This is a genomic window from Gordonia sp. 34D (assembly GCF_056682775.1).
This window is the reverse complement of sequence record NZ_CM155293.1, coordinates 3,004,427-3,029,449: the sequence shown is the minus strand read 5'-3', so window position 1 is coordinate 3,029,449 and position 25,023 is coordinate 3,004,427. Positions and strand designations below refer to the sequence as shown.

Sequence of the window (25,023 nt, the reverse complement as noted above, 5' to 3'; positions counted from 1 at the left end):
GTGAGTTCGCCGATCTCGTCCCACCGCGAGCTCGCGGCACCTACCGTGACAGATCGCGTGCGGCCTCCACCGGGTCATCGACCTTGGCGTCGAGCCGGGTACCTTGCGGAATCGTGAAGTAGACCGCGGCGGCGACGCCGAGCATGATGAGACCGCCGGTGAGGCTGGTGAGCTGCATCGACTCGGTAAAGGCAACGCCCGCTTCCTTACCCAACTGCGGTAGCTGCAATTCCTCGGCTACGCCCGCGGCCGAACCGATCGATTCGCGCACGGCGTCTTGCAAGTCGGACGGAAGGGCGGCGAGCTGGTCGGAGCCGTTGAGTCGTCCGCGGTACAGGACGGCGGCGATGCTGCCGAGCAGGGCGACGCCGATGACATTGCCCAATTCGTACGACGTCTCCTCCATCGCAGCGGCATTGCCTGCGCGGTTCTCCGGACTGCCACTCATGATTAGTGCCGAACCGATTGCCAGGGCACCCATGCCAATTCCGACGAGGCACAGGGGTGCGAGGATCGTCGCATAGTGAAGCTCTCCAGGGGTCGCGTACACGAGGATCATCCCGATGCCTGCGGCCGCGATGCCGCCAGCGATGACAAGGCGGGGACCAATACGATCAGCAACCCACGGGGCAGCCAGCGAGGCGATCGCCGCCGCGGCGGCGAGCGGGATCAACTCGACTCCGGCTTGAAGTGGGGAACTTCCTTCCACTGCCTGGAGCCACTGAGCCAGCAGGAGCAGCGCGGCACCCATGGCAAACATGGAACCGAGAGCGGCGACGATGCCGCCGGTGAAGACGCGACTGCCAAACAGGCCAAAGTCGAGCATCGGTCGTTCCTGGCGGACGCTGCGGCGGAAGAACAGGTACAGCAGCGTGAGGCCGCCGACGAACGCCGCCCAACCCTCGGGCAACAGCAGGCTCGACTCTGCGCCGAAGTGCTTAACCGACCACATCAGGGCGACCATGCCGGAGAACGACAGCGCGATGCCGAACCAATCCCAGACGCCGGGGTCGTCGGACTTCGACTCGGGCAGCAGGAAGGCGCCAGCAATCACGGCGAGCGCCATGAGAGGCACATTTACCAGGAAGGCTGACTGCCACGAGAAGTGTTCGACGAGGAAGCCGCCGATTAGGGGGCCGATGGCGGCGCCCAACCCGGCGACCGACGCCCATACGGCGAGTGCGCGGGCTCGTTCGCGGGGATCGGAGAATAGCGTGCGGATCATCGACAGCGTGGCCGGCATGATGAATGCGCCGCCGATACCGAGGAGCGCGCGGATACCGATGACGGCGGTGGGTGATTCGCTGACCAAGATCAGCAGGGATGCCGCGCCGAAGATCGCGTAACCGGCCATCAGCATGCGTTTGCGTCCCCACCGGTCGGCCAGCGATGCTGCGGGCACCAGAAGGCCAGCCAGGACCAGCGAGTAAACGTCGACGATCCACAGCAACTCGTTGGCGGTGGGATGGAGGTCGTTCGACATCGCGGGCAGCGCGATGTTGAGAATCGTCATGTCCATGACGATGACGAGGAGGCTGGCACTCAGGACCGTCGTAGCAATCCAGGCGCGGCGCGTGGTGACGTCGGCACTCATCTGGTGGGTCCCATTTCATTCGGGGTGGGTGGTTTGCTGTCGGCGCCCATGAAGGGCGCGACGATCGCGCGCAGCGTCGCTTTGGGTAGCGGGGCGTCGTGCTGGACGGCGTGGATGGTGACGCCGTCGGCGAGGATCGCCAAGGCATGTGCATTGGTTGGTCCGACGTATGCGGTAAGGATGTCGATCAGGTTGTTTTGCCAGCGCAGCGAAAGTTCGCGCAGGTCGGCGTCGAACGCGGCGGCCGACATCAGAGAGACATCGGCGGCGAGGTTCCGGTGATTGCGCAGGTAGTCGTGCAGATCGTCGACGAGGGCATCGATGGACCCGTTTGACGTGGCGAGGCTTTCGCGCACGGCTTCCAGGTCGTCGTCGATCTCGGCGGCTAGTCGCTCAAGGGCGCGGGTGCGTAACTCGTCAATGGACTTGAAGTACTGGGTGGTGGAACCGAGCGGTACGCCAGCGCGTTCGGCGACGCGTCGATGCGTCAGGCGTTCGGGGCCCAGTTCGACGACGAGGTCGGCTGCCGCCGTAATGATGGCGGTCCGACGTGCTTCCGGGTCTCGCTTGGACACGGCACCTCCCCCATTTCTGTACAAACGTACATGTACATTTGTACACGAGGGCTGCCGTTGATTGTCGGAACTGCGATCAGCCCCACATCTGGCGCGTGTGCTCGGCGAGGGCGTCGAGGGGTTCCAGCGACCGTGTCGCGCGGGCGGTAATGATGGCCCCTTCCATCGAGGAGACCAGCACGTTGCCGGTGCGTTGGGCCGTGTCTGCGGGCATTCCGCCGCGTTCGAGTGCGGTGGCGAGTTGGTCGGCCATGGCGGTAAACGCTGCCGCGGCGTGTGCGGCCGCATCCGGGTACTCGGCGGAGGCGATGGACGCCGAAACCAATGGGCACCCGAACTCGTAATTGGTCCGTGTCAGGACCCGCTTCCATTGATTGATTACCTCGCAGAAGCCGTCGACCGCGGGCTGGGTGGCGAGTGCGGCTGCCAGGCGGCCGGATGCGAACTGACCGGCGGCGACGGTCGCCTCTGCCAGCAACTGAGCCTTCCCGTCGGGGAAGTGCAAGTACATCGACCGGCGCGCGACGCCACTGTGCGCCATGAGCTCGGTGATCCCGAAGCCGTCGGCCCCCTTGCTCCGCAGCAAGATGGTGGCCGAGTTGAGTAGTCGTTCCCGGACGGGAGGGGTGTCCATGCCCACACTCTACTCGCAAGTAGAACGACCGTTCTGCTAACGTCGCGGCATGACTCACGCTTTTGACGAGGCAATCACCCTCACGACCGTCGGCACGGAACGCAATCGGGTCGTCCGCGCCACGACCCACCCGGCCTACAACAACATGGTCGGACCCTACGGCGGCATCACTGCGGCGGCAGTGGTCAAGGCGATCACTCAGCATCCTGATGTTCTCGGCGACCCGCTGTCGATGACCATCAACTTTGCCGCGCCGATCGCCGAGGGCGAGTGGGATCTGGAACTGCAGTCCGCGCGCACCAACCGCACCAACCAGCACTGGATCTTTACCATCCGGCAGGCCGAACAGATTGTCTCGACCGGCACCGCCGTGTTCGGTGCCGTCCGCGACACATGGGCCGACACGGAACTCTCGCCGCCGCAGGCACCGCCCGTCGATCAGGTGGAGCCGAGCAGCTTCGGTGACTTCATCGCGTGGGCCAAGAACTACGACAAACGCTTCGTTACGGGTGCCCTCGTGGAGGGTGTCGTGGATAAGAGTGATGATTCGACGTCGACCCTGTGGCTCCGCGATCACCCTGAGCGGCCAATCGACTACCCGGCCCTGATGGCGATGAGCGACGTCTTCTACCCTCGGATCTTCTTGCGCCACGGTGCCTACATGCCAGCGGGCACCATTTCGCTCACCACGTACTTCCATGCCACCCGCGAAGAACTGGAAGCTCAGGGGTCCAAGCACGTCTTGGCGACGGCGCGTGCAGGTCGGTTTGGGCACGGCCACTACGATCAATCAGGCGAGATCTGGTCGGGCAACACGCTTCTTGCCACCACCCACCAGCTGGTGTACTTCAAGGACCCAAGCTAGACGGGTCTTGCATGAGCGGGAACTAAAGGCAGAGGGAGAGACGATGACTGGCAGGGCAACGCGCATCTCGGGTGTGGTTCTGGCGGCAGCTACGGTCGCTGTGCTGGGGGCGGGATGTTCTGGGAGCGATACAGCAGCGCCGGCTGATGCCCTGCATCCGACGAATGTTGTTCTCTCGCAGGATGATTTGCCCGGCAACCTGAAGACGGTCAAGCTCGATAAAGACACGCTCCGGCAGTTGGCCGACCAACTGCACGATGCCACCAAGAAGACGACGGTGACGCCGGCGAACTGTGCGGGCATCGGATCGATGCCCGACTCCATAAACCCCAAAGCGGACGGCCTTATGGCTGCTCGCAACGATGCGGTTTCGGTCAGTGAAGCTGTTGAAGTTGCGGCGATCGTGCCCGGTGGAGTCGATCTGGCCGCAGCAAAGGCGAGGGTCACCGGCGCGTGCAGCACCGTCAAGGTCGCGGTAAGTTCCGGCCCGATCAAGGATGCGGTCATCACCATCGACAACACGGTGCTCAACGTGGCGCAGGGAGCCGCCGAGCAAGTGCTCGTAGTTGAAAGCGCTAGTCGCACCGTTCGCGGTAGCAAGGCAGCGTCCGAGAAACTGCTGGTGGGCCGCGCCGTCGTGAAGGGCTACGCGATTACTGTCCAAATGTCGTCGCTGACTAACTCGGGTGACCTCGACCGCCAGCTATTCAACGAAGTCTTTGCAAACGCGATCGCTAAAGCCGCGCGCCCGTAATTGCGCAAGATATGTACTGCTGCTGCCGCATCAGTCAGGATTGTCTGGTTGTGCACAAAGTGGGCAGTTCTGAAGGGATAAATTGACAATGGCGTTGACCAAGAAGGTCGTCGTGGCTGTGGCCGCCTCTATCGCGGCGGTTTTGGTGGTGGCGGGTTGCTCGTCGGATGACAATGCTGACTCGTCCCAAGCGTCGTCGGCTCCGTCCTCCGACGCAGCGAAGGCAGCGGGCCTGGTTTTGACGCAGGCGGAACTGCCTGCCGGATACCAGGTGCTGCCAGTCCCGAAAGATCAGATCCAGAAGGTCTCCGACTCGATGTTGAGTGCGACGCGTTCGGCGAAGGTGACCCCAAAGTGCATGCAACTCAGCGCAGTCCCGGCCAAGATCAACACGGACGAGATGGGCTTCGTCGTTGCGATGAAGGGTGTTTCGGCACTCGCACAGACGGTCATTGTCTCCGACCGCACCATCGCCGACTTCCGCGCGGCAGTCACCGGGAAGTGCGCCAAGCAGAAGGTTGAGATCACCGAGGGTCAGGCGATCGGTGCCAAGGGCACGGTGACGTCGAAGGTTATCGACTCGTCGAACCTCAAGGTGAAGGATGCGATCGTCGTCAAGCAGGAGTCGGTGATGAAACTCAACGGCACCACCGTTAACTCGAGTGCGCTTCTTGGATTCGCGGTGGTCGACGGCTACTTGGTGAGCCTGCAATCGAACGCCATGGGCGACGGCGCTTCCCCCGACCTGAAGGCTTTCAACGCGACATTCCCCAAGGCGATTGCCAAGGTCAAAGAACACAATTCGTGATGGCGGGCTGGGCCGTTCAGAAGCTGCAGCAGAGCTCCTCGCCACCGCTGTAGCAAGCCCACAACGTAGTTCCAGAAGACCGCAATACAAAACATCCGCTCACTCCCCGGAGGGAATGAGCGGATGTTGTTGTTGGTGTGAGGACTAGATGACGCCCAGGGCGTTCATCGCGTCGGCAACCTTGACGAAGCCTGCGACGTTGGCACCCACGATGTAGTTGCCGGGGGCGTCGTACTTGTCGGCGGTGGTCAGGCAGTTGTGGTGCAGCGTGCGCATGATGGAGCTCAGGCGCTCTTCGGCGTAGTCGAAGCTCCACGAGTCGCGCGACGCGTTCTGCTGCATTTCCAGTGCGGAGGTGGCGACACCGCCGGCGTTGGCGGCCTTGCCGGGCGCGAAGCCCACGTTCGCAGCCTGAAGGACCTTGATGGCCTCCGGAGTGGTCGGCATGTTGGCACCCTCGGCGACGATCTTGCAGCCATTGCGGACCAGCGCTGCGGCGTCGTCCTCGTCGAGTTCGTTCTGCGTGGCGCAGGGGAGCGCGATGTCGGCAGGGACCTGCCACAACGTGCCCTCGGTGACCAGGCGGGTGCCATTGTTGCGGAGCGCGACGTACTCGCCCAAACGTGCGCGGCGGACCTGCTTGACCTCTTTGAGGATCTCCAGGTCGATGCCCTCTTCGTCGACGATGTAACCCGACGAATCCGAGCAGGCGATAACCGTGCCGCCGAGCTGGTGGATCTTCTCAATCGCGTAGGTGGCGACGTTGCCCGAACCCGAGACGAGGACCTTCTTGCCGTCGAAGCTGTCGCCGGTAGCCTTCAGCATCTCGTCGACGAAGAACACGGCACCGTAGCCGGTGGCCTCGGGACGCACCTGCGAGCCACCCCACGACAGGCCCTTGCCCGTGAGGACCCCCGACTCGTAGCGGTTGGTGATGCGCTTGTACTGGCCGAACAGGTAGCCAATTTCGCGGCCGCCGACGCCGATGTCACCGGCGGGTACGTCGGTGTACTCACCGATGTGGCGGTACAGCTCGGTCATGAACGACTGGCAGAAGCGCATCACTTCGCGGTCGGAGCGACCCTTGGGGTCGAAGTCCGAGCCACCCTTGCCGCCGCCGATGGGCAGGCCGGTGAGGGCGTTCTTGAAGATCTGCTCGAAGCCGAGGAACTTGACGATCGACAGGTTCACCGACGGGTGGAAGCGCAGGCCGCCTTTGTAGGGGCCGAGGGCCGAGTTGAACTCGACACGGAAACCGCGGTTGATCTGTACACGGCCAGCGTCGTCGGTCCACGGCACGCGGAAGATGATCTGACGTTCCGGCTCGCACATGCGGGTGAGCACGTCCTGGTACTCCGGGTGGCGCGCCATCACCGGGCTCAGGGACTCGAAGACTTCCTGAACTGCCTGGTGGAACTCCGGCTCACCGGGGTTGCGGTTGATAACCGTGTCATAGCAACCCTGCAGGTCGCTGTCCCATGCGGTCATTCTGGTGTTCTCCCAACTGGTGCGCCGCACGAGCTGGGCTCTGCGCGCACCGCAAAAAAGATTTCGGTCCACTGGGCCAATTCCGTAGTTACTCTATCGGCGCGCCCTCTGGCTTATGAAACTGGATTGCCCATTTGTGCGTTTAAACACCGGTGTAGCGGGCCTGATGCACGCGCATCAGGCCCGCTACCGGGCAGTGAAATTAGATTCGGCTGGTGCGGCTGTGAGCGTAGTAGACATACACGCCGGTTTCAGTGGTCACCGAAATCTTGGCAAAGGGACGGACGGAGACCGGGCCGACCGCATTGCTGACATTGAGCTCAACACCCGACAAGACGATGTCGGCGACCGGCTTGGTGAGGGCAATCTTGGCGAGCGTGACGGTCGTGATCTTTCCTGCGTCAACGGTGAATTCGAGTTCGGTGGACGGGATGATGTTCGACGACGCGCCGAGTTCGGTTCCGACCTCGCCGAGGGTGAGCCCGCCGCCGGTCCCGGAAACGGTGCCTTCGGGAGCGAACTTGGCATTGACCCCACCTGACAGGGTCAGATCCGGAGTCTTGGTTTTGATGTTGACGCCACCGGGAGCGAGCGAGACCGGGTATCCGATTTGATAGCCGAGTTCGAGGGTGGCGCTGACCTTCTTGCCAGTGATCCCGGTAAGCGCCGTGTGGACGTCTGATGACAAAAGCGCTTCAGCGGTCATGGGCGAACTGTCGAGTGGCGGCAGTTTTTGTACCGATACCTGATTGGTGCTGAGCACCGTGGTGACACCCTCGCGCGTGGTGTAGGTAGCGGCCGATGCGGTTGAAGGGAGGAGGGCTGCGGTGGCAACGAAGGCGGTCGCGACGGCAGTGAGGGCTTTCAGACGCTTGGTCATGGTGATCAGTTATCCCGACGATTTGGAAGGAGTGCTTGCCTGATTGGCCAGCAGCAACCACGCTATGGACGCGGCGGCGTCGAATCGAAAAGGGACTCCGCAAATTCGATCATCTATGCAGGTAGAAGGATCAAAGAATTTATCCGGTCCGGAGAATCTGGGTCCGATTCATTCGATTCTGTCGCCGGAAGCCCCGCCGCGGGAGCGTGCAAGGGCTAAAACCGACTGGGTCCGATAGCCTTAGCGCGGTGACCGCCATGCCGCCGGAAAGCGAGTTCGGTCCGGCGCTCGCGAGGTTGTTCCGCCAGGCCGGCAAGCCGACGCTGCGTGTTGCGTCGGAGGCCTTGGCACGGTCGCGGCGGGCCGATGCGCCGACACCGCAGCGCATCAGCGACTGGCGCAACGGGCGACATATTCCGCGCGATTTCAACGACGTCCTTCCGCTCATCCTGTGGCTCAATCAACGTGCCGTCGATGCGGGTGCCACCGGTTTGGTCAGCGTCCGCGACTGGGAACGGCTGTGGCGACTGCATCATGAGAGCCGCGGCAAAGCCGAACTGGACGACCCGTTTCCTGGCCTCGCATCGATGCGAGCGAGCGACCGCGACCGCTATTTCGGTCGCGACGCAACCATCGCCGAACTCACCGACGTGCTGTTCCGGGCACGAGAAAGTGCGGAGAACCGTGTCGTCATTGTGACGGGTGTTTCGGGTGCCGGAAAGTCGTCATTGCTCGGTGCCGGACTCGCCCGGGCGCAGACTCCGTGGAACGCCCCGGTGGCGCTGCGCGTGGGAAGCGACGTGCTGATCGGAGACGAAGCCCCGGCAGGCAGTCCACTCGTTGTCGTCGACCAATTTGAAGAGGTCTTTGGCCTGGCCGAGACCGACCAGCAAGCAATTTTCGACGCGGTGGCCGCACATTCTGATGCCGGGAGCGTCGTAGTTCTCGGTATCCGCGCCGACTTCTTTGGGCAGACAGTCGAGGTGCCAATGCTTGCCAAGGCATGGCAGGACCGGTCGATAATCGTCTCAGAAATGTCGGACGACGAGCTTCGTCGAGTCATCACCGAACCGGTTCGGTTGGCGGCGGGCAAAATCGACGACGGCCTCGTCGACCTAATTTTGGACGACCTGCACCGGGCGACCTCGGTCGGCGACCGCGCCGGGCGACTGCCGCTCCTAGCCCACGCACTGCAGGTGATGTGGTCGCAGCGCAAAGGTAACCGCCTCACGATTAGCGCTTACCGCGAGACCGGGGGCATTACCTCCGCGCTGGCTGAGACCGCCGAGGAGACGTGGGCGGCGCTCGACCCGGCAGATTCCGACGAGGCGCGGGCGGTGCTGCTGGCGCTGATGCAATTCGGGCCAAACCGAACGCCGATGCGTCATGCGGTGTCGCCAGCCGAACTACGTTCTCGCTTCTCGGCTTCGGCCGGAGGCATTATTGACGCCTTCTCTGATGCTCGACTGATCACCGTGAGCGCCGATGCGGTGACCTTCATTCACGACGCAGTGTTGTCGGCGTGGCCTCGGATGGCCGGATGGATTGCCGAGGATGCAGACCTGATTCAGTGGCGGCAGCAGGTTTCCGATGATGCCAAAGCCTGGGCCGAGAATGGCCGACGCGACGACTACCTGTACAGCGGGGCACGCTTGGGTACGTCGTTGGAGAATCGCGCCGAACTCGGCGAGCACCGACAGGTGCTGCTCTCGACGGGTGCCACCGAGTTTCTTGCGGCTGCCGACCAGAAACGAGTGGCTGCTCGCCGCCTGCGCTTGGGTGCGGTCGCCCTGGTAGTGGTACTGGCGCTGGTCTCGGTGATCGCGGCGCTTGTCGCGATCAACCAGACGGCCGATGTGGCCAATCAACGCAATGAAGCAGAGCACGCGGCGGTGATGTCGAGCATCGACGGGCTGGTCGGCACCGATCCGTCATTGGCGGCACGACTGTTGGCCGTCGCAGATCAGACCTACCCGAACGATGGCGAGGCGCGAAGCGGACTCCTCGCCGCGTCGACATCACCGTTGGCGCGTTCCCTGCAGGGACATTCCGGTCCGGTGTACGACGTGGTGTTCTCCGGCGACGGAAACCTCCTCGCGTCGGCGAGCAACGACCGTACGGTCCGACTGTTTCAGCGTGGATCGGCGGTAAACGGATCGACTCAGGCGGGATTCAAGGAGGTTGCGACGCTGGCGGGGTTTGGCGATTTCGTTACTTCGGTGACTTTCGACAATTCAGCGAAGCTGCTGGCTGCTGCCAGCGGCGACGGCACGGTGCGGGTGTGGAACATCGCTGATCCGGCAAGGCCGAAGCAAACGGGAATCCTCCGGCCCAATGCGGGAGTGCTGTATTTGACGCGCTTCTCGCCGAGTGGCAAGCATCTGGTGACGTCGGCCGACGACGGCACGGTTCGCGTCTATCGGGTCGATGGGGATCGACCTCCGGAGCAGACCGCCGTGTTGCGCGGGCACACCGCGTCGGTGCGGACGGTGGCGTTCAATTCGACGGGCTCGATTCTTGCGTCCGGCGGCGAAGACCAAACCGTCCGACTGTGGAAGGACGCGGACTCCGACACTCCCACGCCGGTGGGTGTGCCGCTGGACGGTTTCCCGAGCATCACCCATGCGCTGGCGTTCTTGCCCGGTGACGCAGTGCTGGCGGTGACCGGTGACAGCGCCAACGCCCAACTGTGGAATGTGGCGAACCCCGATCAGCCACGACCCAACGACGAAGATCTGCCGGGCGTCGCTGGCGGCTCATGGTCGATGAGTGCCAATTCGACGCAGCCGCTGCTGGCTCGCGCTGGAACCGACGGGGTGGTGCGAGTCTGGAATACGGTGTCGCCGGAGAATCCGTTGCCGCTGTGGGAATTGCAGCGATCGGCCGCCCCGGGTGCGGTCGGTATGCTCAGCGCTTCGTTTAGCCCCGACGGTCAAGAGTTGGTAGTCGGGCGTACTGACGGAACGATTGATTTGTGGACCTTGCCGCCGGATATGCTCATCGACCGCGGTTCGCTGATCAGTGGGGTCGACCTCGATGCCGAGCGCAATCGGTTGGTGACCGTCGGCGAGGATGCCCGCCTCAATGTGTGGGCGAACACCGACGGTAAATGGCGGAAGCGCTCGAGCATTGGTATCCAGAGCAAGGCGAATAATCGGCCGCGGGTCGCCGTCACCACGGATGGTTCGCTTGTGGCGACAGCCAACAACAACGGCGAACTTGTCGAACTTTGGGACATTGTTGACGTGGACCACCCGCGGCGGGTTGGCGAACTCCGGGTTCATACCCGCTTTACCAATGCGATTGCGTTTGCCCCTGGTACCCGGCAATTGGCTACGGGTGCCGATGATCGTCGGATCCAGCGGTGGGATGTCACCGATCCGGCAGCTCCCCGCGCCGTGGGGGAACCCCTCGCAGGCCCGGAAGACTTGATCCGGAGCGTGGCGTACTCGGTAGACGGGAAGCAGTTGGCCGTCGGGGCCGACGATGGCAATGCTTACGTCTACCGCCTCAATCAGTCAGATGGCGCACCGCTGGTGGTGCCGATGGGGGAGCAGGTCACCGCCGTCGTCTTCGCCAGTGATGGTCGCTTCCTGGTTGTGGCCGCCCGCGACCTCGCGGTGTGGAATGTCGCTGGGACGGAGGCCGACCAGGTGAGCCGGGTGCTCGACGTGCATGCGGTTGCCATTGGCAGGGCCGGGAAGCATTTGCTCGTGGGGACCGAGACGAGGGAAATTACGGACTTCGCCATCGGCTCGGACGGAGCCCTCGGTGAAGGTGCCGTGATTTCTCCGGTACTTGGCGGTCTGCGGAACGTGTCGCGATGGGTGCTGCCAGCCGATGCCGGGCCGGGGCCCCAATACCCGACAGCCGGTGACGGCACCGGTGTCGTCTACTTGCAGACCACCGATAGCGGAGCTGCCCGCGAGTGGATATGTGCGACCACCGGGCCGCTGTCGCCAGATGAACGCGACCGCTACCTGGGGCGGGTTGACGCGAACGACGGCTGCTGAGCGCCAGTCGGATCCCGCTATCTCATCTTGGGTTCCCGGAGTGCGGCGTATGGCGCGACAAAGGTGTGCAATAGTTCGCACTCTTCGGAGACCAGATAGGTGGGATCGGGAATTCCCCACACCTCTCGGAAGGCAAACTGTGCGGCCATCGCGGCGGCGTCGACGCTGCGGCTGTTGAACTCGCGAATACAAGTTTCGTCGCGCAGTGACCGCCATTCCTGCGCCTCGAGGAGTTCGATGCGGGCGTCGATTTCGGGCTGATACGGGTACAGGCTGCGTTCTTCGATCGTGAGACGCAGCCGGTTATTGCCGGTCAGCGTAAACCTGACATCGGGCTGCGGACCAAACATTTCGGTCCAGAGCGAATACACCTTGATGGGGTCGCGGGCCCGCATCCGGTCGAGTTGGTCGGCGAGTTCACACCGAAAGGTAAGCCACGCCCTGTCAATCGCTGCGTCGAACGCAGTCTCAAAGAAGGTGTTGTCGCCGTCTTTAAAGGCGGAACTGTCTTTGAATTCGGGACCGCTGACCATGGTGACCTCCCTGCAAAGGTTGGCCCCACGGTAACAGCGTCTACCGACAGTTTTGTGGACTCCGGGCGGAGCGGTTAGACCCGAGCTTTGGTGCGGGCATCCGGTGTGCGGACTTCGCTCGCGGCTTTTCGGGTAGAGATGGCCATCGAGATGGCGCCGCAGGCCGTGATCAGGAAGATGATTCCGGAGACGATGGCCGGGGCCCAGAAGTTCACCGAGATTGAGGCGAACGTATCGGTGCCAGCAATTACGCCGAGAATCACCGTGGCGATGGCGGCAATTGCCGCAGTGATCGCGAGAATCTGACCGAAACGCGACGCGCGTTCGTCGAGTCGCTCACCGATGAATCCGGCGGGTCGGTCACCGGTGTAGGTGCGTCGCCACAGGTGGAAATCGAGGGCATTCCCGACGTGTTCCCAGCCTTCTTGCTCGCGGAACCGGAAGTAGTCGACGGGAGCGGGAACTGCTCGGCGCTCCACGGCGTATCGGACTTGGGCCGGGGCGGAATCGACAAACGTCATCCGTACGGGGCTGAGACGGTCGTAGCCGGTCAGGATCTGACCGCTGGCTGCCTTGTTCTCGAGCCAAAGTTCGAGATCGGCCGGTGCCGGATGACGCAGTGCTGCGAACCACGAAACACTCACGGGAACCTCCTGGGTTGAGCATCGTGTGTCGGCCCGATGTGTTCTGTTCGATAGCAGGGTTCTGTTCGATAGCTGCGGGCCGAGTTGTAACTCCACTGTTCCGCGCGCGCGGAACACCCGTCAAGCAATTTGAGACAGGTATCACGATGCGTCTCTCTTTGCCGCTAAGACATATTAAGGGCCCGTACGCAATTGCGTACGGGCCCTTAAGATCTTTCGGCTAGCTGGTGCTCTGCCAGCTAGCAGAAGTGACAGTGAGTGACTCGCCGGAGGCCGTGCTCACCGTCCACACCTGATCAGAATCGGTAGCGGAACTGACCGCAGACGACTGCAGGGACGATGCGGAGAACTCGCGGCTCGTGCCATCGGAACAGGTTGCCGACACCGTTGATGAGTCGATCGTCGACGGGATCGTGCACGTGACCGACGCGCCGCCCGAAGTGAACGTCAACGAGCCGATCGTGTCGCCTGATCCACTGAAGGACGTCGGCGTTGCCGTTGGTGTCGATTCGGTGGTGGCAGGGGCCGTCGTCGTTGTCGGTGGCGCGGCGCTCGGGGTGGTCACCGAAGGCTCCGGGACGAGTGGAACGGAGGTGGTCGGCGGTGCCACACCGGGTGTCACACCTTCGGAGGAAGGTGCTGGCACGTTGGGCACACCCGAGGTTTCCGACGCGTCCGGTGCTCCCGGTGCTCCCGGAACTGGGGCATTGGCGTCGCTGGAGACGGTTGACTCCGGTTGGCCGGAAATACCTGGTAGCACGATCGGCGGGACACCGTTGTTGGCGGCATTGCGCTCGACCATCGCCGGTGCTGGCTGATCCGTACCGGGCTCGAGGCCCTGGCGCTCGGCATCGGCAGCGTCGGCAAACGTCGGTGCCGCGTTGCTGGCGAACGGATCGGGCAACTCGACCTCAGGGGGTGGCGGCGGTAGCTCCAAGGTGCCGCCGACCGACACCGAGTCCAGCACGCCGGTGACAATGTTGATCAGTTGCAGCGGGGCGTTGGGAGCGGGGGCTGGCGCCGGATTGTTGATGATCGTGGTCGTGTTGTTCACGTTCGTCACGTACCGGTTATTCGTGGTGATCCGGGTGACGTTCTGGGTGTTGTAGGTGTTCCATGGATGCCCCGTCACTCGGTATCCACCGACTGGGGCAGCTGATGGCGGGCGCAGAGGGTTGCCGCAGGCGCACACCGCGCGGGGAACGCCCGCCGCGTCAACATAAACGGGGGTTCCGGCTTGCAGCACCGACTGGAAGGGGGATGCGGTGCCACTGCGGAAGGCGTAGTTGGTGACCCACGTGTCTGCGGTGAGGACGACGGGCGTCAGGGTGTTCAAGTACCAGGGGATGTCACTGGCGTTGATACCGAAAACGCTGGCCCAGGCCCGTCCCGCTGCCGGGTTGGCAGCGAGGTCGTTGCCGAGTTTGGCGGTGTCGCAGATGGCCTCGCCGGTATTGGCGTACAGGCCCGGCGCAGTCCCGTTCACCAGGCGAACGCCCAACTCCGATGCTGTGGGCACCTGGTTCTGCATGGGTACGGTCCGGTTGGTCAAGGCAACCGACGGGGTAAATGGGTCGGGGCCAGCGTCGTCAGCCGACCGCAGAGTCAGTGTGGGGAAGAGGTCCTTGCCGGTCTTGTCGCTGTACAGCTTCAATGCGCCGAGCCCGACGATGAGCGCGAGCACCGCAACGATCGCGGACAGGATGAGCGTCAACCGCCTCTTGCTGCGGCGTGCTGCCGCCGCCGCAGCGGGATTTGGCTGTGCTGGACCGCCGAAGCCTGGATACATCGGACCGCCCGGAGGTGGATAGGTCATCGTCTCTCCTCAAAGTTTGCGACGTATCCGATCGTGAGTTTGGTTTGTTCGTCGCCCCTGTTGTAACAATCGAGGACCGCCGTTCAAACGTCACAGGCCAAGAGTGGTTTAAGGCGTTCGGAGGAACGGAATCATCTAATCGGCTGTCACTAGTGCCGGGACGGTGCCGGGCACCGGACGTAGACTCACAATCGTGAGGCCGGACCGGGGAGGGCGAGCCAGGTGATTCAAAATGTGACAGCTGAGGGCACTAGCGCCACGGGTGAAACCCGGATTATCGCCGCGGAAGCCGTCATTGCTGGCGACACGGTGCACCGCCCGGGGTGGCTCGCGGAACTCGGCGGCGTGATCAGCGGAATCGGCGCTGGTGAACCCCCGAGGAAGCCGGATCTCAACTATCCAGACGGAATTGCCGCCCCTGGCTTCGTTGACATGCACGTCCATGGCGGCGGAGGGTCGTCGTACACCGACGGCGATGCCGCCGAAGTGCGCGCTGCGGCTGCCTTTCATCGCGAACACGGAACCACCACCACTATCACCAGCACGGTCAGTGCCGGACCGGACCAGTTGCGCGCCACAGTCGAACGACTTCGCGACCTGGTGCACGCTGGCGTCAGTGCGGGCATCCATCTGGAAGGCCCGTGGATTAGCGAGTCTCGTTGCGGTGCACACGATCCCGAGGTCTTGCGGAACCCCGACCGTAAGGAAATCGCGGACCTCCTTGAAGTTGCCGACGGAACCATAGCCATGGTGACGCTGGCACCGGAACTACCCGGTGCTTTCGATGCGATTGACCAATTTGTTGATGCGGGAGTCGTCGTCGCGGTTGGGCATACCAATTCCACCTACGACCAAGCACGCGAGGCGCTTCGCCGTGGCGCGCGCGTGGCAACCCACCTCTTCAACACCATGCCGCCGCTGGGGCATCGCGAACCCGGTCCAGTGCTGGCACTGATGGAAGACCCTCGCGTGGTGGTCGAATTGATTGGCGACGGGGTCCACCTGCACCCGGCGCTGGTGCGCGATGTACAACGGGCGGTCGGCTTTGATCGGGTAGCCCTCGTTACCGACGCGATGGTGGCTGCCGGGAAGCCCGATGGCGCATACCAATTGGGTTCCCTCGACGTAACCGTCGCGAACGGAATTGCCAGGATAAGCGCGACCGGAGCGATAGCGGGCAGCACAGCCACCATGGGCGGACTATTCGCTCGCAGTGCGCATGGGCTGTCCGACGGTGCCCCGAACGCCAGCGATGAAGTGCTAATCGCTTGTGCCGCAATGACTTCTGGAAACCCGGCCCGAGTTCTGGGTCGCGCCGATGTGGGTGCGCTAACGGTCGGACGTCGCGCGCACGTGGTGATTCTGGATCAGGATCTGCGTGTCAATCATGTTCTCGCAGGCGAATAGCGGGCGCAAACTCAGGGTAAAAGCGATAACCGCGAGTCGCTTCGTCCGAATTTGACACAGTAAGGTCACAATTGAGCCGGTCGGGCACACCGACACCGACCAGAAACTTTTGGAGGTATACCGCGATGAGTGGGAAAAAGAGTCTGATCAAGCGCCTGGAAAAGGAAGTCCGACGGCTTTCCGCCGAGGTTGTTGCGATGCGCGACGCCATGCTGACCCGCTACCCCCTGACCGCAGGCCTCGTCCCGAAGAAGGACGACGCGCCGGAACTCGCACCGGCACCCAAGCCGGAACCGAAGCCAGCCCCCGCCAAGCCTGCCGCAGCCGCACCTAAGCCCGCTGCTGCCAAGCCTGCTGCCGCGAAACCCGCTGCCAAGCCTGCTGCTGCGAAACCCGCGGCTGCCAAGCCTGCTGCTGCCAAGCCTGCTGCTGCCAAGCCTGCTGCTGCGAAACCTGCTGCTGCCAAGCCCGCTGCTGCCAAGCCCGCTGCTGCCAAGCCTGTTGCCGCCAAGCCCGCTGCCGCCAAGCCCGCTGCTGCCAAGCCTGCCGCTGCACCTAAGCCTGCCGCTGCTGCACCCAAGCCTGCTGCACCCAAGCCTGCCGCTGCCAAGCCTGCCGCACCGAAGTCGTCGCGCGCGTCGAAGACCGTCGCAGAATTGCGAGCCGAGGCCAAGGACGCGGGAATCAAGGGATACTCGACGATGAAGAAGGCCGAACTACTCACTGCGCTCGGCTAACCGTCGAAGAGGAGAATCGTTGTCCACCGTCGTTAAGGGAGTTATCTCCCGAGTCAAGAACGCGCCGACCGAACTAGTCGACATTGTGATTCCCGACCCCGGGCCCAACGACGTGGTGGTGAAAATCAATACCTGCGGCGTGTGCCATACCGACCTCGCGTATGCCACCGGCGGTATCAACGATGAGTACCCATTCCTGCTCGGTCATGAGGCGGCAGGCATCGTCGAATCCATCGGTGAAGCTGTCACGCACGTTGAGGTCGGCGATCCCGTCATCCTCAACTGGCGTGCCGTGTGTGGGGAATGTCGGGCATGCAAACGCGGGCGCCCATGGTTGTGCTTCGACACCTTTAACGCAAGCAAGCCGATGACCTTGGTTGACGGCACCGAACTGAGTCCGGCATTGGGAATCGGCGCTTTCGCCGAGAAGACCCTCGTTCACGAGGGCCAGTGCACCAAGTTCGACGACGCCGCCGACCCGGCCGTGGCTTGCCTGCTCGGCTGCGGCGTCATGGCGGGCCTTGGCGCGGCCATGAACACCGGTGAAGTGGGCCGGGGCGACTCCGTAGCTGTCATCGGTTGCGGCGGTGTCGGCGATGCCGCGATTGCCGGCGCTCGCCTGGCCGGTGCCACCACAATCGTTGCCGTCGACCGCGATGCGCGAAAGCTGGAGTGGGCCAAAGACCTTGGCGCAACGCACACCGTCGACGCGTCGACGGTCGAGAATGTCGCGGAGGCCGTCAAGGAGCTCACCGGTGGTTTCGGCGCCGATGTGGTGATCGACGCCGTCGGACGTCCGGAAACCTACGAGACCGCCTTTTACGCGCGTGACCTTGCAGGCACCGTGGTGCTGGTGGGTGTTCCGACACCCGAGATGCGGTTGGAGATGCCGCTCGTCGACTTCTTCAGCCACGGCGGCGCACTCAAGTCGTCTTGGTACGGAGACTGCCTGCCCGAACGGGATTTCCCGATGCTGATCGATCTGTTCCTGCAGGGACGCCTTCCCCTCGACAAGTTTGTTACCGAGCGGATCGGCATCGACGGCATCGACGCCGCTTTCCACGCTATGGAGCAGGGCAATGTGTTGCGTTCGGTGGTGGAGCTGTGAGTCTCGACATCAAGCGCGTCGTCACTTCCGGAACGTTCTCGCTTGACGGCGGAACCTGGGATGTCGACAACAATGTTTGGGTCATCGGCGATGAAGCTGAGGCCGTCATCATCGATGCCGCGCACAGTGCGGCCCCGATCCTGGAGGCCGTCGGCGACCGCAAGGTGGTCGCTATTGTTCTGACGCATGCCCATAACGATCACATCGGTGTTGCACCCGAACTTGCCGAAGCCACCGGCGCGCCAGTGCTGCTGCATGCTGCCGACGAAATGCTTTGGGAGCAAACCTTTCCCGGCGCACCTCACGGTGAGCTGACCGACGGTCAGCAGATCGCCGTCGGCGGAGAAACTCTCGAGATCATCAACACGCCAGGCCACTCGCCGGGGTCGTGCGTAGTGTGGGCACCGTCGGAGCGCGTGCTGTTCAGCGGCGACACCCTGTTCCAGGGCGGGCCGGGCGCGACGGGACGGTCGTTCTCGAGTTTCGACGACATCATCGCCTCCATCCGCGACCGCATCCTCGTGCTGGACCCGGCAACCCGCGTGTGCACGGGCCACGGAGATGAAACGACCATCGGGGCCGAGGCAGGAGACCTCGACGAGTGGATTCGTCGAGGCCACTGACCAATTCGGCAATGACGCTAATCCAGTGATCGAGGGGCCGCCACGGTGATGGGTACGCGAGGACTGCCGCCCGCACTGCGCGGATATCAGCGCGGTTGGTTGCGGCCGGACATCCTCGCGGGCCTGTCCCTGGCGGCCGTCGCAATCCCGGAGGCGATGGGCTACGCGTCGATCGCCCAGGTCCCGCTCGGTGCGGGCCTGTATTCGTTGATCGTGCCGGCAATCGTGTTTGCACTTGTGGGCGCGTCGCGGCTGCTGGTTGTCGGAGCCGACTCGGCAACAGCGGCGCTGCTCGCATCGGGAATCGCCGGGTTGGGCATGGCTGGCGTATTACCCGGCAGCGGCGAATGGTTGGCGTGGGCGGGCCTGATTGCGGCGGTCACGGGCGTGATGCTGCTGATCGCTTGGACACTCCGCCTCGGTTTTCTCGGTGATTTTCTGTCGACGTCGGTGCTGGTCGGGTTTCTAGCGGGCGTCGGGGTCCTCGTTGTCACCGAACAGATTCCCGGAATGCTAGGCGAACCGAAACAGCCAGCTGACGGTGTCATTGGCAAGTGGATGGCCGTCATTGCCAATCTTGACCAAGCGCGCTGGCAGTCGGTGGCCTTCGCTGCGGCAACGTTGGTTGGTTTGGTGTTGGTGCGACGGTTTCGGCCGTCACTACCGATGCCGATCCTGGTCGTCATCGGTTCAATCGTCGCTGTGATGGTGTTTGGCCTCGGCGACTCGGTGCCGACGATCGGGAACGTTGATGCGGGCGTGCCGTCGGTTCGGTTCCCGCCACTCGACAGCGTCATCGCGAATATTCCGACGATCTTGACGATCTCGTTCGGTTGCCTGCTGGTGATTCTGGCGCAAAGCGCGGCGACCGCCCGGAGTTTCGCTCAGCGACACGGCGACCCGGTTGATGTGAACCGAGACATCCTCGGCTTGGCTGCCGCCAACGTCTCCGCAGCGTTGAGCGGGTCGTTTGTGGTTAACGGTAGTCCCACCAAGACGGCGATCCTCGATCAGCAGCGGGGGCGGACGCAGGTGGCAAATCTTGCCATGGCTGCGGTGGCGCTTGCGGTGGTCATTTTTGCGGCGGGCCCGCTCGGCAATCTCCCGGAGGCTGTTCTGGCTGCCATCGTGTTCGTAGTCGGTGCCGAACTGATCAACTGGTCGGGCTTCGCGCGGATCTGGAAGATCCGCCGCGTCGAATTCGCGATCGCCGTCCTCACTACCGTTACCGTCATCGGGTTTGGCGTCCTGACCGGCATTGTCGTGGCGATGGTTGCATCACTGGTCCAGATCATTCACCGGCAGTACCGGCCGGAACGATTCGTCGTCGGGGTCAGCGCGGACGGAGAGCGCCGCTATGAGAGTGCCCGTCCCGGGCATCAAAGCCTGCCCGGACTCATTGTCTTTCGGTATGACGCCGACCTGTTTTATGCGAACGTCGGTCGCTTCACCGACTCGGTGACCGCGTTGATTAAGGGGGCACCCGACCCCGTGCGGTGGCTCGTACTTGATTGTTCGGCGATCTCCGACGTCGACTATTCGGCGGCCACAGCGCTCAGCGACCTCATCGGTTACGTGCATTCGGTGAACGCCCGCTTTATTCTCGCAGGGGTAACGCCAGAACTGCGGGAGTCCCTTGAGACCGCGCAAATCATGGCAGATCTGGCCCCGGACAGCGTGTACCCGGGAGTTGGCGCAGCGGTCCGGGCGTTCCGGAAACTCGACGCCCCAGAGTCATAGCCGGCTAACTAACTACGACCGCGAACCCCGACGACTGCCGGGGTTAGTAGCTGCCCTGGTATACCTGCTGGGGATTGTCGGTTGACACAATTTGGGCTCCCAGCGGCATCAGCGAGATGGGAATCATCTTGAAGCTGGCAATGCCGAGCGGGATGCCAATGATCGTGAGGCACATGGCAATTCCGGTCGTCAGATGCCCAATCGCGAGCCAGATTCCGGCGACGATAATCCAGATCACGTTGCCGATTGTCGACATGGCACCCGACTCCGGCTTGCGAACCACGGTGCGTCCAAATGGCCACAGGGCATAGTTGGCCATCCGGAACGACGCGATCCCGAACGGGATGGTGATGATCAAAATGCAGCAGATGATGCCAGCCACCACATAGCCGATGGCCATCCACAATCCGCTGAGCACAAGCCAGATGATGTTCAGGATCGTTTTCATAGTCCTATTGTGCCGCTTCCAGTGGTGCGGCGACGATTAGAACTGGACCTGCGGAGGTAGTTCCTGTCCGGCCGGTGCCTGGTAGAACTCGCGGGCGCGGACGTTGGCCATGCCCGCGAACAGCATCCACGGGATCGTCTGAACCAACTGATTGAGGCGCGAGACCGCGTCGTTGTAGTACTGGCGGGCGAACGACAGTTTGTTCTCGGTCTCGGCGAGTTCGGTTTGCAAGGCCATGAAGTTGGGTGCTGCTTGCAACTGCGGGTAGTTCTCGGCGACGGCAAACAGGCGTCCGAGTGCGCCGCTCATCTGTGCTTCGGCGGCAGCTTTATCGGCCACCGAGGACCCCTGCGCAGCCTGCTGCATGTGTGCGCGGGCCGCGGTCACGGCTTCAAGGACGCCCGACTCGTGAGATGCATAGCCCTTCACGGTGTTCACAAGGTTGGGGATGAGGTCGGCGCGTCGCGTCAGTTGGACGTCGATACCGCCGAGCGCTTCCTGCGCCGTGATGTCGGCTTTCCGGAGTTTGTTGAATCCGGTCATTCCGAAAAGTACAGCGAGAACGATTAGAACGACGATGATGATCAGGGCAATGACCATGGGTGTGCCTCTTTCTTCAGGGGGCCTCGGATTAAGCTTTTCATGTTGTGGGACTTGATGTGTGCTGTGTTAGCCAGTTCCTGGAATCCGGTCAATTGCCGGGAATCCCGATCTACCAGGAACTCGCTTCACCAGGAACCGCCTCCGCCGCCTCCGCCGCCTCCGCCGCTGAAGCCGCCACCGAAGCCGCCGCCGCCACTGCTCGACGAAGCCTGCGAAGCGGTGTAGGCCGAGATCGACGACGACAGACTCGATTCGAAGCTGTCGAGACCGGTGCTGGTTCCCATGAAGCCGTGCGGAGTTGCCACGTAGAAGCCGGGGAACCACACGGGGTCGGGTGGCGGTTGGCCGGTCGCATACTGGTACTTGGCGGCCCAAGCGTCGGCGCAGTTGAAGGCCATGGCGTACGGAATGTAGCTGGTGAACAGGTCTTTGCGGGCCGAGAAGTCGAGTCGTTCCTGGTTCGACGTTGTCGACAGGAGACGCTCGAACCCGCCTGAGCGCGACCACACTTCCCGACCGAGCCTGGTCCGTCGGGTGCCGACACCTGCCACGTAGAGGCCAGCACCGCCGATGACGAACGCAGCGATCGGGAGCGCCATGATTGACGCGGGCAGGATCTGCATGATGAACAGGATTGCGGCAAGGGCCAGTGCCAACGCGACGAGAGCTTTGCCGAGCGATTCAAATCCGCTGCGTTGAACCGATCCGCTGCTCGAACCCCATCCGCGAGTCGCGGCCTCGATTTCACGGGTCGCGGTCGAGAGCTTGAGTCCGGCGCTCTTGGAGCCGTCGGCGCTGAAGGTGGAACCGCCGGTTGCTAACCCGAGAGAGTTGATCAGGGCGGTATCGACGCCGCTCAGCGTCGCGTAGCGAGCCGGGGTTAGCTGCGATGTGACAGTCCAACTATCGGTGGCCGTACGGTCGAGGCGCACGTGGCCTTGCTCGGCAAGATGAAACAGGGTCGCCGTTAACGCCTTCTTGGGGACGGACTCGTAGTTGACGAAATAGCATTCGGCCGGACCAAGGCGCTTCGAGGTATCGATCGGGTTGGCGGGCGGCTCAAACATGACGGGCATCAAGGGCGCGGACTCGTTGCTGCGGCGCACCCAGAAAAACCCGAGGGCCAGCGGGATGAGCGAGAGTAGGCCGAAGATGATCGGTGTCTTGACGGAGGTGCCGAGGACACGGTCTAGGTTGATGGGCCACGGAAGTTCGTCGCGGCCTGGGCCAGCGAACGGCATATCGGCCTTCACGGCTACGCCGGTGGCGGGTTTGAGGACGCCGGTGGTCACTACGCGCGTGGTGGCATCGGGCTCCGTTATTGTGCAGGGCGTTCCATCGTTGGTGGTGCAGTCAAACGACGTCGGTGCCTCGGGGAAATGGATGGTGTTGGTCGATTGAAGGATCTGCATCTTCCAGCCATTTGCGACGACGCGCCAAATGAACTTGCCGGGGTCACCGTCGGCGATGGTCCCGCTCACGCGGTACGAGATTTGATACTTGTGTGAACCCGGCGTCACTGTCCGGTCGGGGTCGCCGATCTGGGCAACCTCAAATTGGCCTGCGCCTTCCGAGTGGAACTGGACGGGAACGGACTGGCCGTCCATCGTCACTCGAATACCTTCGGGACGGTACCGCACGCCGGATTTGTTGGTGTCACCGTCGGCCTGATCCCAGAAACGGAAGATCCCGTGCCTGCCCGCCGGAAACTCGGTGGTGAGGGTTTCGGTGGCGGTGAGGCCACCGTCGCGCGCGAGGGTGTACTCGGACGAATAGTCGGTGACGACAACCGGATCAAGGCTGGCGCTGTCCGATCCCGTGTTGAAGTCGATCGCTGGCCAAAACAATCCGATTGCGGTGACGACTGCAGCGACCAAGGTCAGCAGGATCCGTTGCATGAGATGAGCCTATGCGGTCAATGCGGTGCCGTCGGTCATATGAAGGGGATGAAACGCGACTGCCGGCAGCACTCGGGAGAGAGTCTGCTGCCGGCAGCCGCGTTCTAAGCGCTTAAGCGACTACTTCCCGCCGCTGAGGATCGAACCCAGCACGCTACCGAGGCCGCCGCCGCCTTGGCCGCCGCCGAGCGCCGAACCCAGCACGCTACCCAGGTCAATGCCGCCCTGGCTGCCGCCACCGCCGCCAAGGAGACCACCGAGCAGATCGCCGAGGCCGCCGCCCGCTCCGGCGTCGGCATTGGTTGCCTGCCCGGCACCGCCGCCCTGGCCAAGCTGCTTCATGACGAAGCTCATGACGATCGGTGCCAACAGCGGGAGCAACTTCTTGACTAGGCCGCCACTGACACCAGCGACCGGAACCGCGGTGCCGACGGCATCGGCAACATTGTCGATTTCGTCGCCGAATAGGTTGTTGACGATCTTGGAACCGTCATCGGGATCGACCTCGCCGAGCTTGATATCTCCAGACGCCAGATCGTTGTCGTGCTTGGCAAGTTTGTCGAGTAGTCCGGCGTCTGAACTCTGTGCTGACAGTCCAGCAACCAACGTGGGCACCGCCTGCGCGGCCGCAGCGCGCACGTCGTCGGGGCTGGCCCCAAGTTGCGCTGCGAGATCATCAATCGGCAGGCGGGCGATGAGGTCGTTCAGGTCAGCCATGTGGTGCTCATTTCCGCTGGAAGTTACTAGTGAATCCGACTATAACGGGCAATGAAGTCACCGGCCGAGGATACGGCGCGATGCGATTCCGGAGTGAAGTACGGGAACATTTGGAATACGTGCCCCTGGCCTGGCCACTCCTGCAATTGTGAGCGGCCGCCCGCATCCAAAATTCGACCATGAATTGCGCGCGCGTCGTCGGCCATAACCTCCCGATCGCCAACCTGAATTAGCGTCGGCGGCAAGTCCATGTCGGCCGTTAAGACGACACGCATCCGAGGGTCGTTCGGGTCGGCGTTTCCGGTGTAGAGGCCCAACATTTTCTGCGCCCCGGACACGTCGATAATGGGATCGCGGACACCGCGTGACTCCAACTTGCGCGCCATCTGGAACGACGGGTCGTAGAGCGGCGAGAACAATGCCATCGCCGCCGGTTGTCCGACGCCGTCGCGGTGGTTCGCGGCCAATAAGTCCAATGCGAGATGCCCGCCAGCCGAGTCGCCAGCGACGATGATCTGCTTCGGATCGAAGCCCCGCGACAGCAGCCAGCGGTAGCCGCGAATGGCGTCGTCGCCCCCGGCGGGCCAGCGATACTCGGGGCCGAGGCGATAGTCGAGGCTGAAGGTGCCGATGCCCGACCGCCGCGTCAATCGCGACACCAGGCCGCGGTGGGTCCGCGGCGAGCAGATCACGTACCCGCTGCCGTGCAGGTAGTACATGATCGAGGTGCCCGACGATGGGTTGGGCACCCCACTGGCAACTCCACTAACTCCGAGGCCGCTGCGCTGGTGAACCCATTCGCCACGAACCTGGCCGGTGGTCGTGTGTTCCCGAACGAGGGAAGTGCGCGTTCCTTTCGGGACTGGACTCAACAACGACAGCCCGCTATTGATCCCGGGGCGGGTCGCCGTGAGCAGGAGAGGACCGCCGAGTGCGCCGCGTCCGACCGCCGCCATCAATGGCCGCGAGGCCACAGTCGACTTTGCGAACGCCCGCGCGCGCAGTGACGGCGTGTGCGGTGGGGCACCGACCTTTTGGAATCCGGACACTTCATCTGCCGGTGATCTGGGCTTCACAACCGCACTGTAACGCCACTTTTTGCCTCATTGGCTGCGAAGTGGAATACTGAAATCACTGC

General features: G+C 63.1%; 22 protein-coding genes. 9 read left to right on the top strand and 13 right to left on the bottom strand.

The genetic code is table 11. The features are described 5' to 3' along the window. Positions 1–40: 40 nt before the first annotated feature. The 3 genes from AC1L34_RS14040 to AC1L34_RS14030 form a co-directional block, all read right to left on the bottom strand. A complete protein-coding gene (locus tag AC1L34_RS14040; RefSeq protein ID WP_424294861.1) occupies positions 41–1,594 on the bottom strand; it encodes an MFS transporter in 1,554 nt (517 codons plus the stop codon). Beyond that, positions 1,591–2,169: a TetR/AcrR family transcriptional regulator gene (locus tag AC1L34_RS14035; protein WP_424294863.1), complete on the bottom strand. Its 579-nt coding sequence runs from the start codon at positions 2,167–2,169 to the stop codon at positions 1,591–1,593. The genes AC1L34_RS14040 and AC1L34_RS14035 overlap by 4 nt, the downstream gene beginning before the upstream one ends. 76 nt (positions 2,170–2,245) lie before the next feature. After that, entirely contained in the window at positions 2,246–2,803 is a 558-nt protein-coding gene (locus AC1L34_RS14030; RefSeq protein ID WP_424294865.1) for a TetR/AcrR family transcriptional regulator, read from the bottom strand. 49 nt (positions 2,804–2,852) lie between these two features. On the opposite strand from AC1L34_RS14030, the gene AC1L34_RS14025 reads away from it, so the two are divergent. From AC1L34_RS14025 to AC1L34_RS14015, 3 genes are all read left to right on the top strand, one after another. Next, complete coding sequence (locus AC1L34_RS14025) at positions 2,853–3,668, top strand: acyl-CoA thioesterase (protein ID WP_424294867.1); 816 nt, start codon at positions 2,853–2,855, stop codon at positions 3,666–3,668. A gap of 43 nt (positions 3,669–3,711) precedes the next feature. Next, positions 3,712–4,422 carry a hypothetical protein gene (locus AC1L34_RS14020; protein WP_424325826.1) on the top strand — a complete coding sequence of 237 codons (711 nt, stop codon included), beginning with the start codon at positions 3,712–3,714 and terminating at the stop codon, positions 4,420–4,422. An 88-nt stretch (positions 4,423–4,510) separates the two neighbouring features. Further along, on the top strand, positions 4,511–5,230 hold the full coding sequence (locus AC1L34_RS14015; RefSeq protein ID WP_424294871.1) for a hypothetical protein: 720 nt from the start codon (positions 4,511–4,513) through the stop codon (positions 5,228–5,230). A 144-nt stretch (positions 5,231–5,374) separates the two neighbouring features. Here AC1L34_RS14015 and gdhA read toward each other — a convergent pair whose 3' ends face one another. Both gdhA and AC1L34_RS14005 read right to left on the bottom strand, forming a co-directional pair. Further along, positions 5,375–6,718 carry an NADP-specific glutamate dehydrogenase gene (gdhA, locus tag AC1L34_RS14010; protein WP_424294872.1) on the bottom strand — a complete coding sequence of 448 codons (1,344 nt, stop codon included), beginning with the start codon at positions 6,716–6,718 and terminating at the stop codon, positions 5,375–5,377. A 202-nt stretch (positions 6,719–6,920) separates the two neighbouring features. Continuing rightward, entirely contained in the window at positions 6,921–7,598 is a 678-nt protein-coding gene (locus AC1L34_RS14005; RefSeq protein WP_424296870.1) for an MspA family porin, read from the bottom strand. Positions 7,599–7,855: 257 nt separating this feature from the next. On the opposite strand from AC1L34_RS14005, the gene AC1L34_RS14000 reads away from it, so the two are divergent. Next, the gene (locus AC1L34_RS14000; protein ID WP_424322468.1) at positions 7,856–11,611 is read left to right on the top strand and encodes an nSTAND1 domain-containing NTPase; all 3,756 of its coding nucleotides are present in this window, start codon (positions 7,856–7,858) and stop codon (positions 11,609–11,611) included. A 17-nt stretch (positions 11,612–11,628) separates the two neighbouring features. Here AC1L34_RS14000 and AC1L34_RS13995 read toward each other — a convergent pair whose 3' ends face one another. The 3 genes from AC1L34_RS13995 to AC1L34_RS13985 all read right to left on the bottom strand — a co-directional run bounded on the left by AC1L34_RS13995 (position 11,629) and on the right by AC1L34_RS13985 (position 14,604). Continuing rightward, on the bottom strand, positions 11,629–12,144 hold the full coding sequence (locus AC1L34_RS13995) for a TY-Chap domain-containing protein (RefSeq protein ID WP_424296872.1): 516 nt from the start codon (positions 12,142–12,144) through the stop codon (positions 11,629–11,631). Between the two features lie 74 nt (positions 12,145–12,218). Further along, positions 12,219–12,788 carry a DUF2812 domain-containing protein gene (locus tag AC1L34_RS13990; protein ID WP_424296873.1) on the bottom strand — a complete coding sequence of 190 codons (570 nt, stop codon included), beginning with the start codon at positions 12,786–12,788 and terminating at the stop codon, positions 12,219–12,221. A 220-nt stretch (positions 12,789–13,008) separates the two neighbouring features. Then, positions 13,009–14,604 (bottom strand): DUF6777 domain-containing protein, encoded by a 1,596-nt coding sequence (locus tag AC1L34_RS13985; protein ID WP_424295113.1) that lies wholly within the window; start codon positions 14,602–14,604, stop codon positions 13,009–13,011. A 222-nt stretch (positions 14,605–14,826) separates the two neighbouring features. Between AC1L34_RS13985 and nagA the strand changes: the two genes are divergently transcribed. The 5 genes from nagA to AC1L34_RS13960 all read left to right on the top strand — a co-directional run bounded on the left by nagA (position 14,827) and on the right by AC1L34_RS13960 (position 20,219). After that, on the top strand, positions 14,827–16,011 hold the full coding sequence (nagA, locus tag AC1L34_RS13980) for an N-acetylglucosamine-6-phosphate deacetylase (protein WP_424322462.1): 1,185 nt from the start codon (positions 14,827–14,829) through the stop codon (positions 16,009–16,011). A gap of 125 nt (positions 16,012–16,136) precedes the next feature. Next, complete coding sequence (locus tag AC1L34_RS13975; RefSeq protein ID WP_424294120.1) at positions 16,137–16,748, top strand: Rho termination factor N-terminal domain-containing protein; 612 nt, start codon at positions 16,137–16,139, stop codon at positions 16,746–16,748. 19 nt (positions 16,749–16,767) lie between these two features. Continuing rightward, positions 16,768–17,856: an S-(hydroxymethyl)mycothiol dehydrogenase gene (locus AC1L34_RS13970; RefSeq protein ID WP_424294119.1), complete on the top strand. Its 1,089-nt coding sequence runs from the start codon at positions 16,768–16,770 to the stop codon at positions 17,854–17,856. Continuing rightward, complete coding sequence (locus AC1L34_RS13965; RefSeq protein WP_424294118.1) at positions 17,853–18,479, top strand: MBL fold metallo-hydrolase; 627 nt, start codon at positions 17,853–17,855, stop codon at positions 18,477–18,479. Before AC1L34_RS13970 ends, AC1L34_RS13965 begins: the two co-directional genes overlap by 4 nt. A 48-nt stretch (positions 18,480–18,527) precedes the next feature. Further along, positions 18,528–20,219 carry a SulP family inorganic anion transporter gene (locus tag AC1L34_RS13960; protein ID WP_424294117.1) on the top strand — a complete coding sequence of 564 codons (1,692 nt, stop codon included), beginning with the start codon at positions 18,528–18,530 and terminating at the stop codon, positions 20,217–20,219. A 43-nt stretch (positions 20,220–20,262) separates the two neighbouring features. On the opposite strand, the gene AC1L34_RS13955 is transcribed toward AC1L34_RS13960, so the two are convergent. From AC1L34_RS13955 to AC1L34_RS13935, 5 genes are all read right to left on the bottom strand, one after another. Continuing rightward, entirely contained in the window at positions 20,263–20,667 is a 405-nt protein-coding gene (locus tag AC1L34_RS13955; protein ID WP_424294116.1) for a YccF domain-containing protein, read from the bottom strand. 36 nt (positions 20,668–20,703) lie between these two features. Beyond that, on the bottom strand, positions 20,704–21,267 hold the full coding sequence (locus tag AC1L34_RS13950; RefSeq protein ID WP_424294115.1) for a LemA family protein: 564 nt from the start codon (positions 21,265–21,267) through the stop codon (positions 20,704–20,706). Between the two features lie 128 nt (positions 21,268–21,395). Beyond that, positions 21,396–23,168, bottom strand: a complete 1,773-nt coding sequence (locus AC1L34_RS13945; protein ID WP_424322464.1) for a DUF2207 family protein — start codon at positions 23,166–23,168, stop codon at positions 21,396–21,398. Positions 23,169–23,288: 120 nt separating this feature from the next. Continuing rightward, positions 23,289–23,885, bottom strand: coding sequence for a DUF937 domain-containing protein (locus AC1L34_RS13940; protein ID WP_424294113.1), 597 nt, complete (start codon positions 23,883–23,885; stop codon positions 23,289–23,291). A gap of 26 nt (positions 23,886–23,911) precedes the next feature. Beyond that, the gene (locus AC1L34_RS13935) at positions 23,912–24,961 is read right to left on the bottom strand and encodes an alpha/beta hydrolase (protein ID WP_424294112.1); all 1,050 of its coding nucleotides are present in this window, start codon (positions 24,959–24,961) and stop codon (positions 23,912–23,914) included. Positions 24,962–25,023: the final 62 nt, after the last annotated feature.

Coding starts and splice junctions, on each gene's coding strand:
- AC1L34_RS13955 (WP_424294116.1), bottom strand. CDS start 20,667: ATGAAAACGATCCTGAACATCATCTGGCTTGTGCTCAGCGGATTGTGG.
- AC1L34_RS14020 (WP_424325826.1), top strand. CDS start 3,712: ATGACTGGCAGGGCAACGCGCATCTCGGGTGTGGTTCTGGCGGCAGCT.
- gdhA (WP_424294872.1), bottom strand. CDS start 6,718: ATGACCGCATGGGACAGCGACCTGCAGGGTTGCTATGACACGGTTATC.
- AC1L34_RS13945 (WP_424322464.1), bottom strand. CDS start 23,168: ATGCAACGGATCCTGCTGACCTTGGTCGCTGCAGTCGTCACCGCAATC.
- AC1L34_RS13960 (WP_424294117.1), top strand. CDS start 18,528: ATGGGTACGCGAGGACTGCCGCCCGCACTGCGCGGATATCAGCGCGGT.
- AC1L34_RS14030 (WP_424294865.1), bottom strand. CDS start 2,803: ATGGACACCCCTCCCGTCCGGGAACGACTACTCAACTCGGCCACCATC.
- AC1L34_RS14000 (WP_424322468.1), top strand. CDS start 7,856: ATGCCGCCGGAAAGCGAGTTCGGTCCGGCGCTCGCGAGGTTGTTCCGC.
- AC1L34_RS14040 (WP_424294861.1), bottom strand. CDS start 1,594: ATGAGTGCCGACGTCACCACGCGCCGCGCCTGGATTGCTACGACGGTC.
- AC1L34_RS13985 (WP_424295113.1), bottom strand. CDS start 14,604: ATGACCTATCCACCTCCGGGCGGTCCGATGTATCCAGGCTTCGGCGGT.
- AC1L34_RS13975 (WP_424294120.1), top strand. CDS start 16,137: ATGAGTGGGAAAAAGAGTCTGATCAAGCGCCTGGAAAAGGAAGTCCGA.
- AC1L34_RS14005 (WP_424296870.1), bottom strand. CDS start 7,598: ATGACCAAGCGTCTGAAAGCCCTCACTGCCGTCGCGACCGCCTTCGTT.
- AC1L34_RS14015 (WP_424294871.1), top strand. CDS start 4,511: ATGGCGTTGACCAAGAAGGTCGTCGTGGCTGTGGCCGCCTCTATCGCG.
- AC1L34_RS13950 (WP_424294115.1), bottom strand. CDS start 21,267: ATGGTCATTGCCCTGATCATCATCGTCGTTCTAATCGTTCTCGCTGTA.
- AC1L34_RS13995 (WP_424296872.1), bottom strand. CDS start 12,144: ATGGTCAGCGGTCCCGAATTCAAAGACAGTTCCGCCTTTAAAGACGGC.
- AC1L34_RS14025 (WP_424294867.1), top strand. CDS start 2,853: ATGACTCACGCTTTTGACGAGGCAATCACCCTCACGACCGTCGGCACG.
- AC1L34_RS13940 (WP_424294113.1), bottom strand. CDS start 23,885: ATGGCTGACCTGAACGACCTCATCGCCCGCCTGCCGATTGATGATCTC.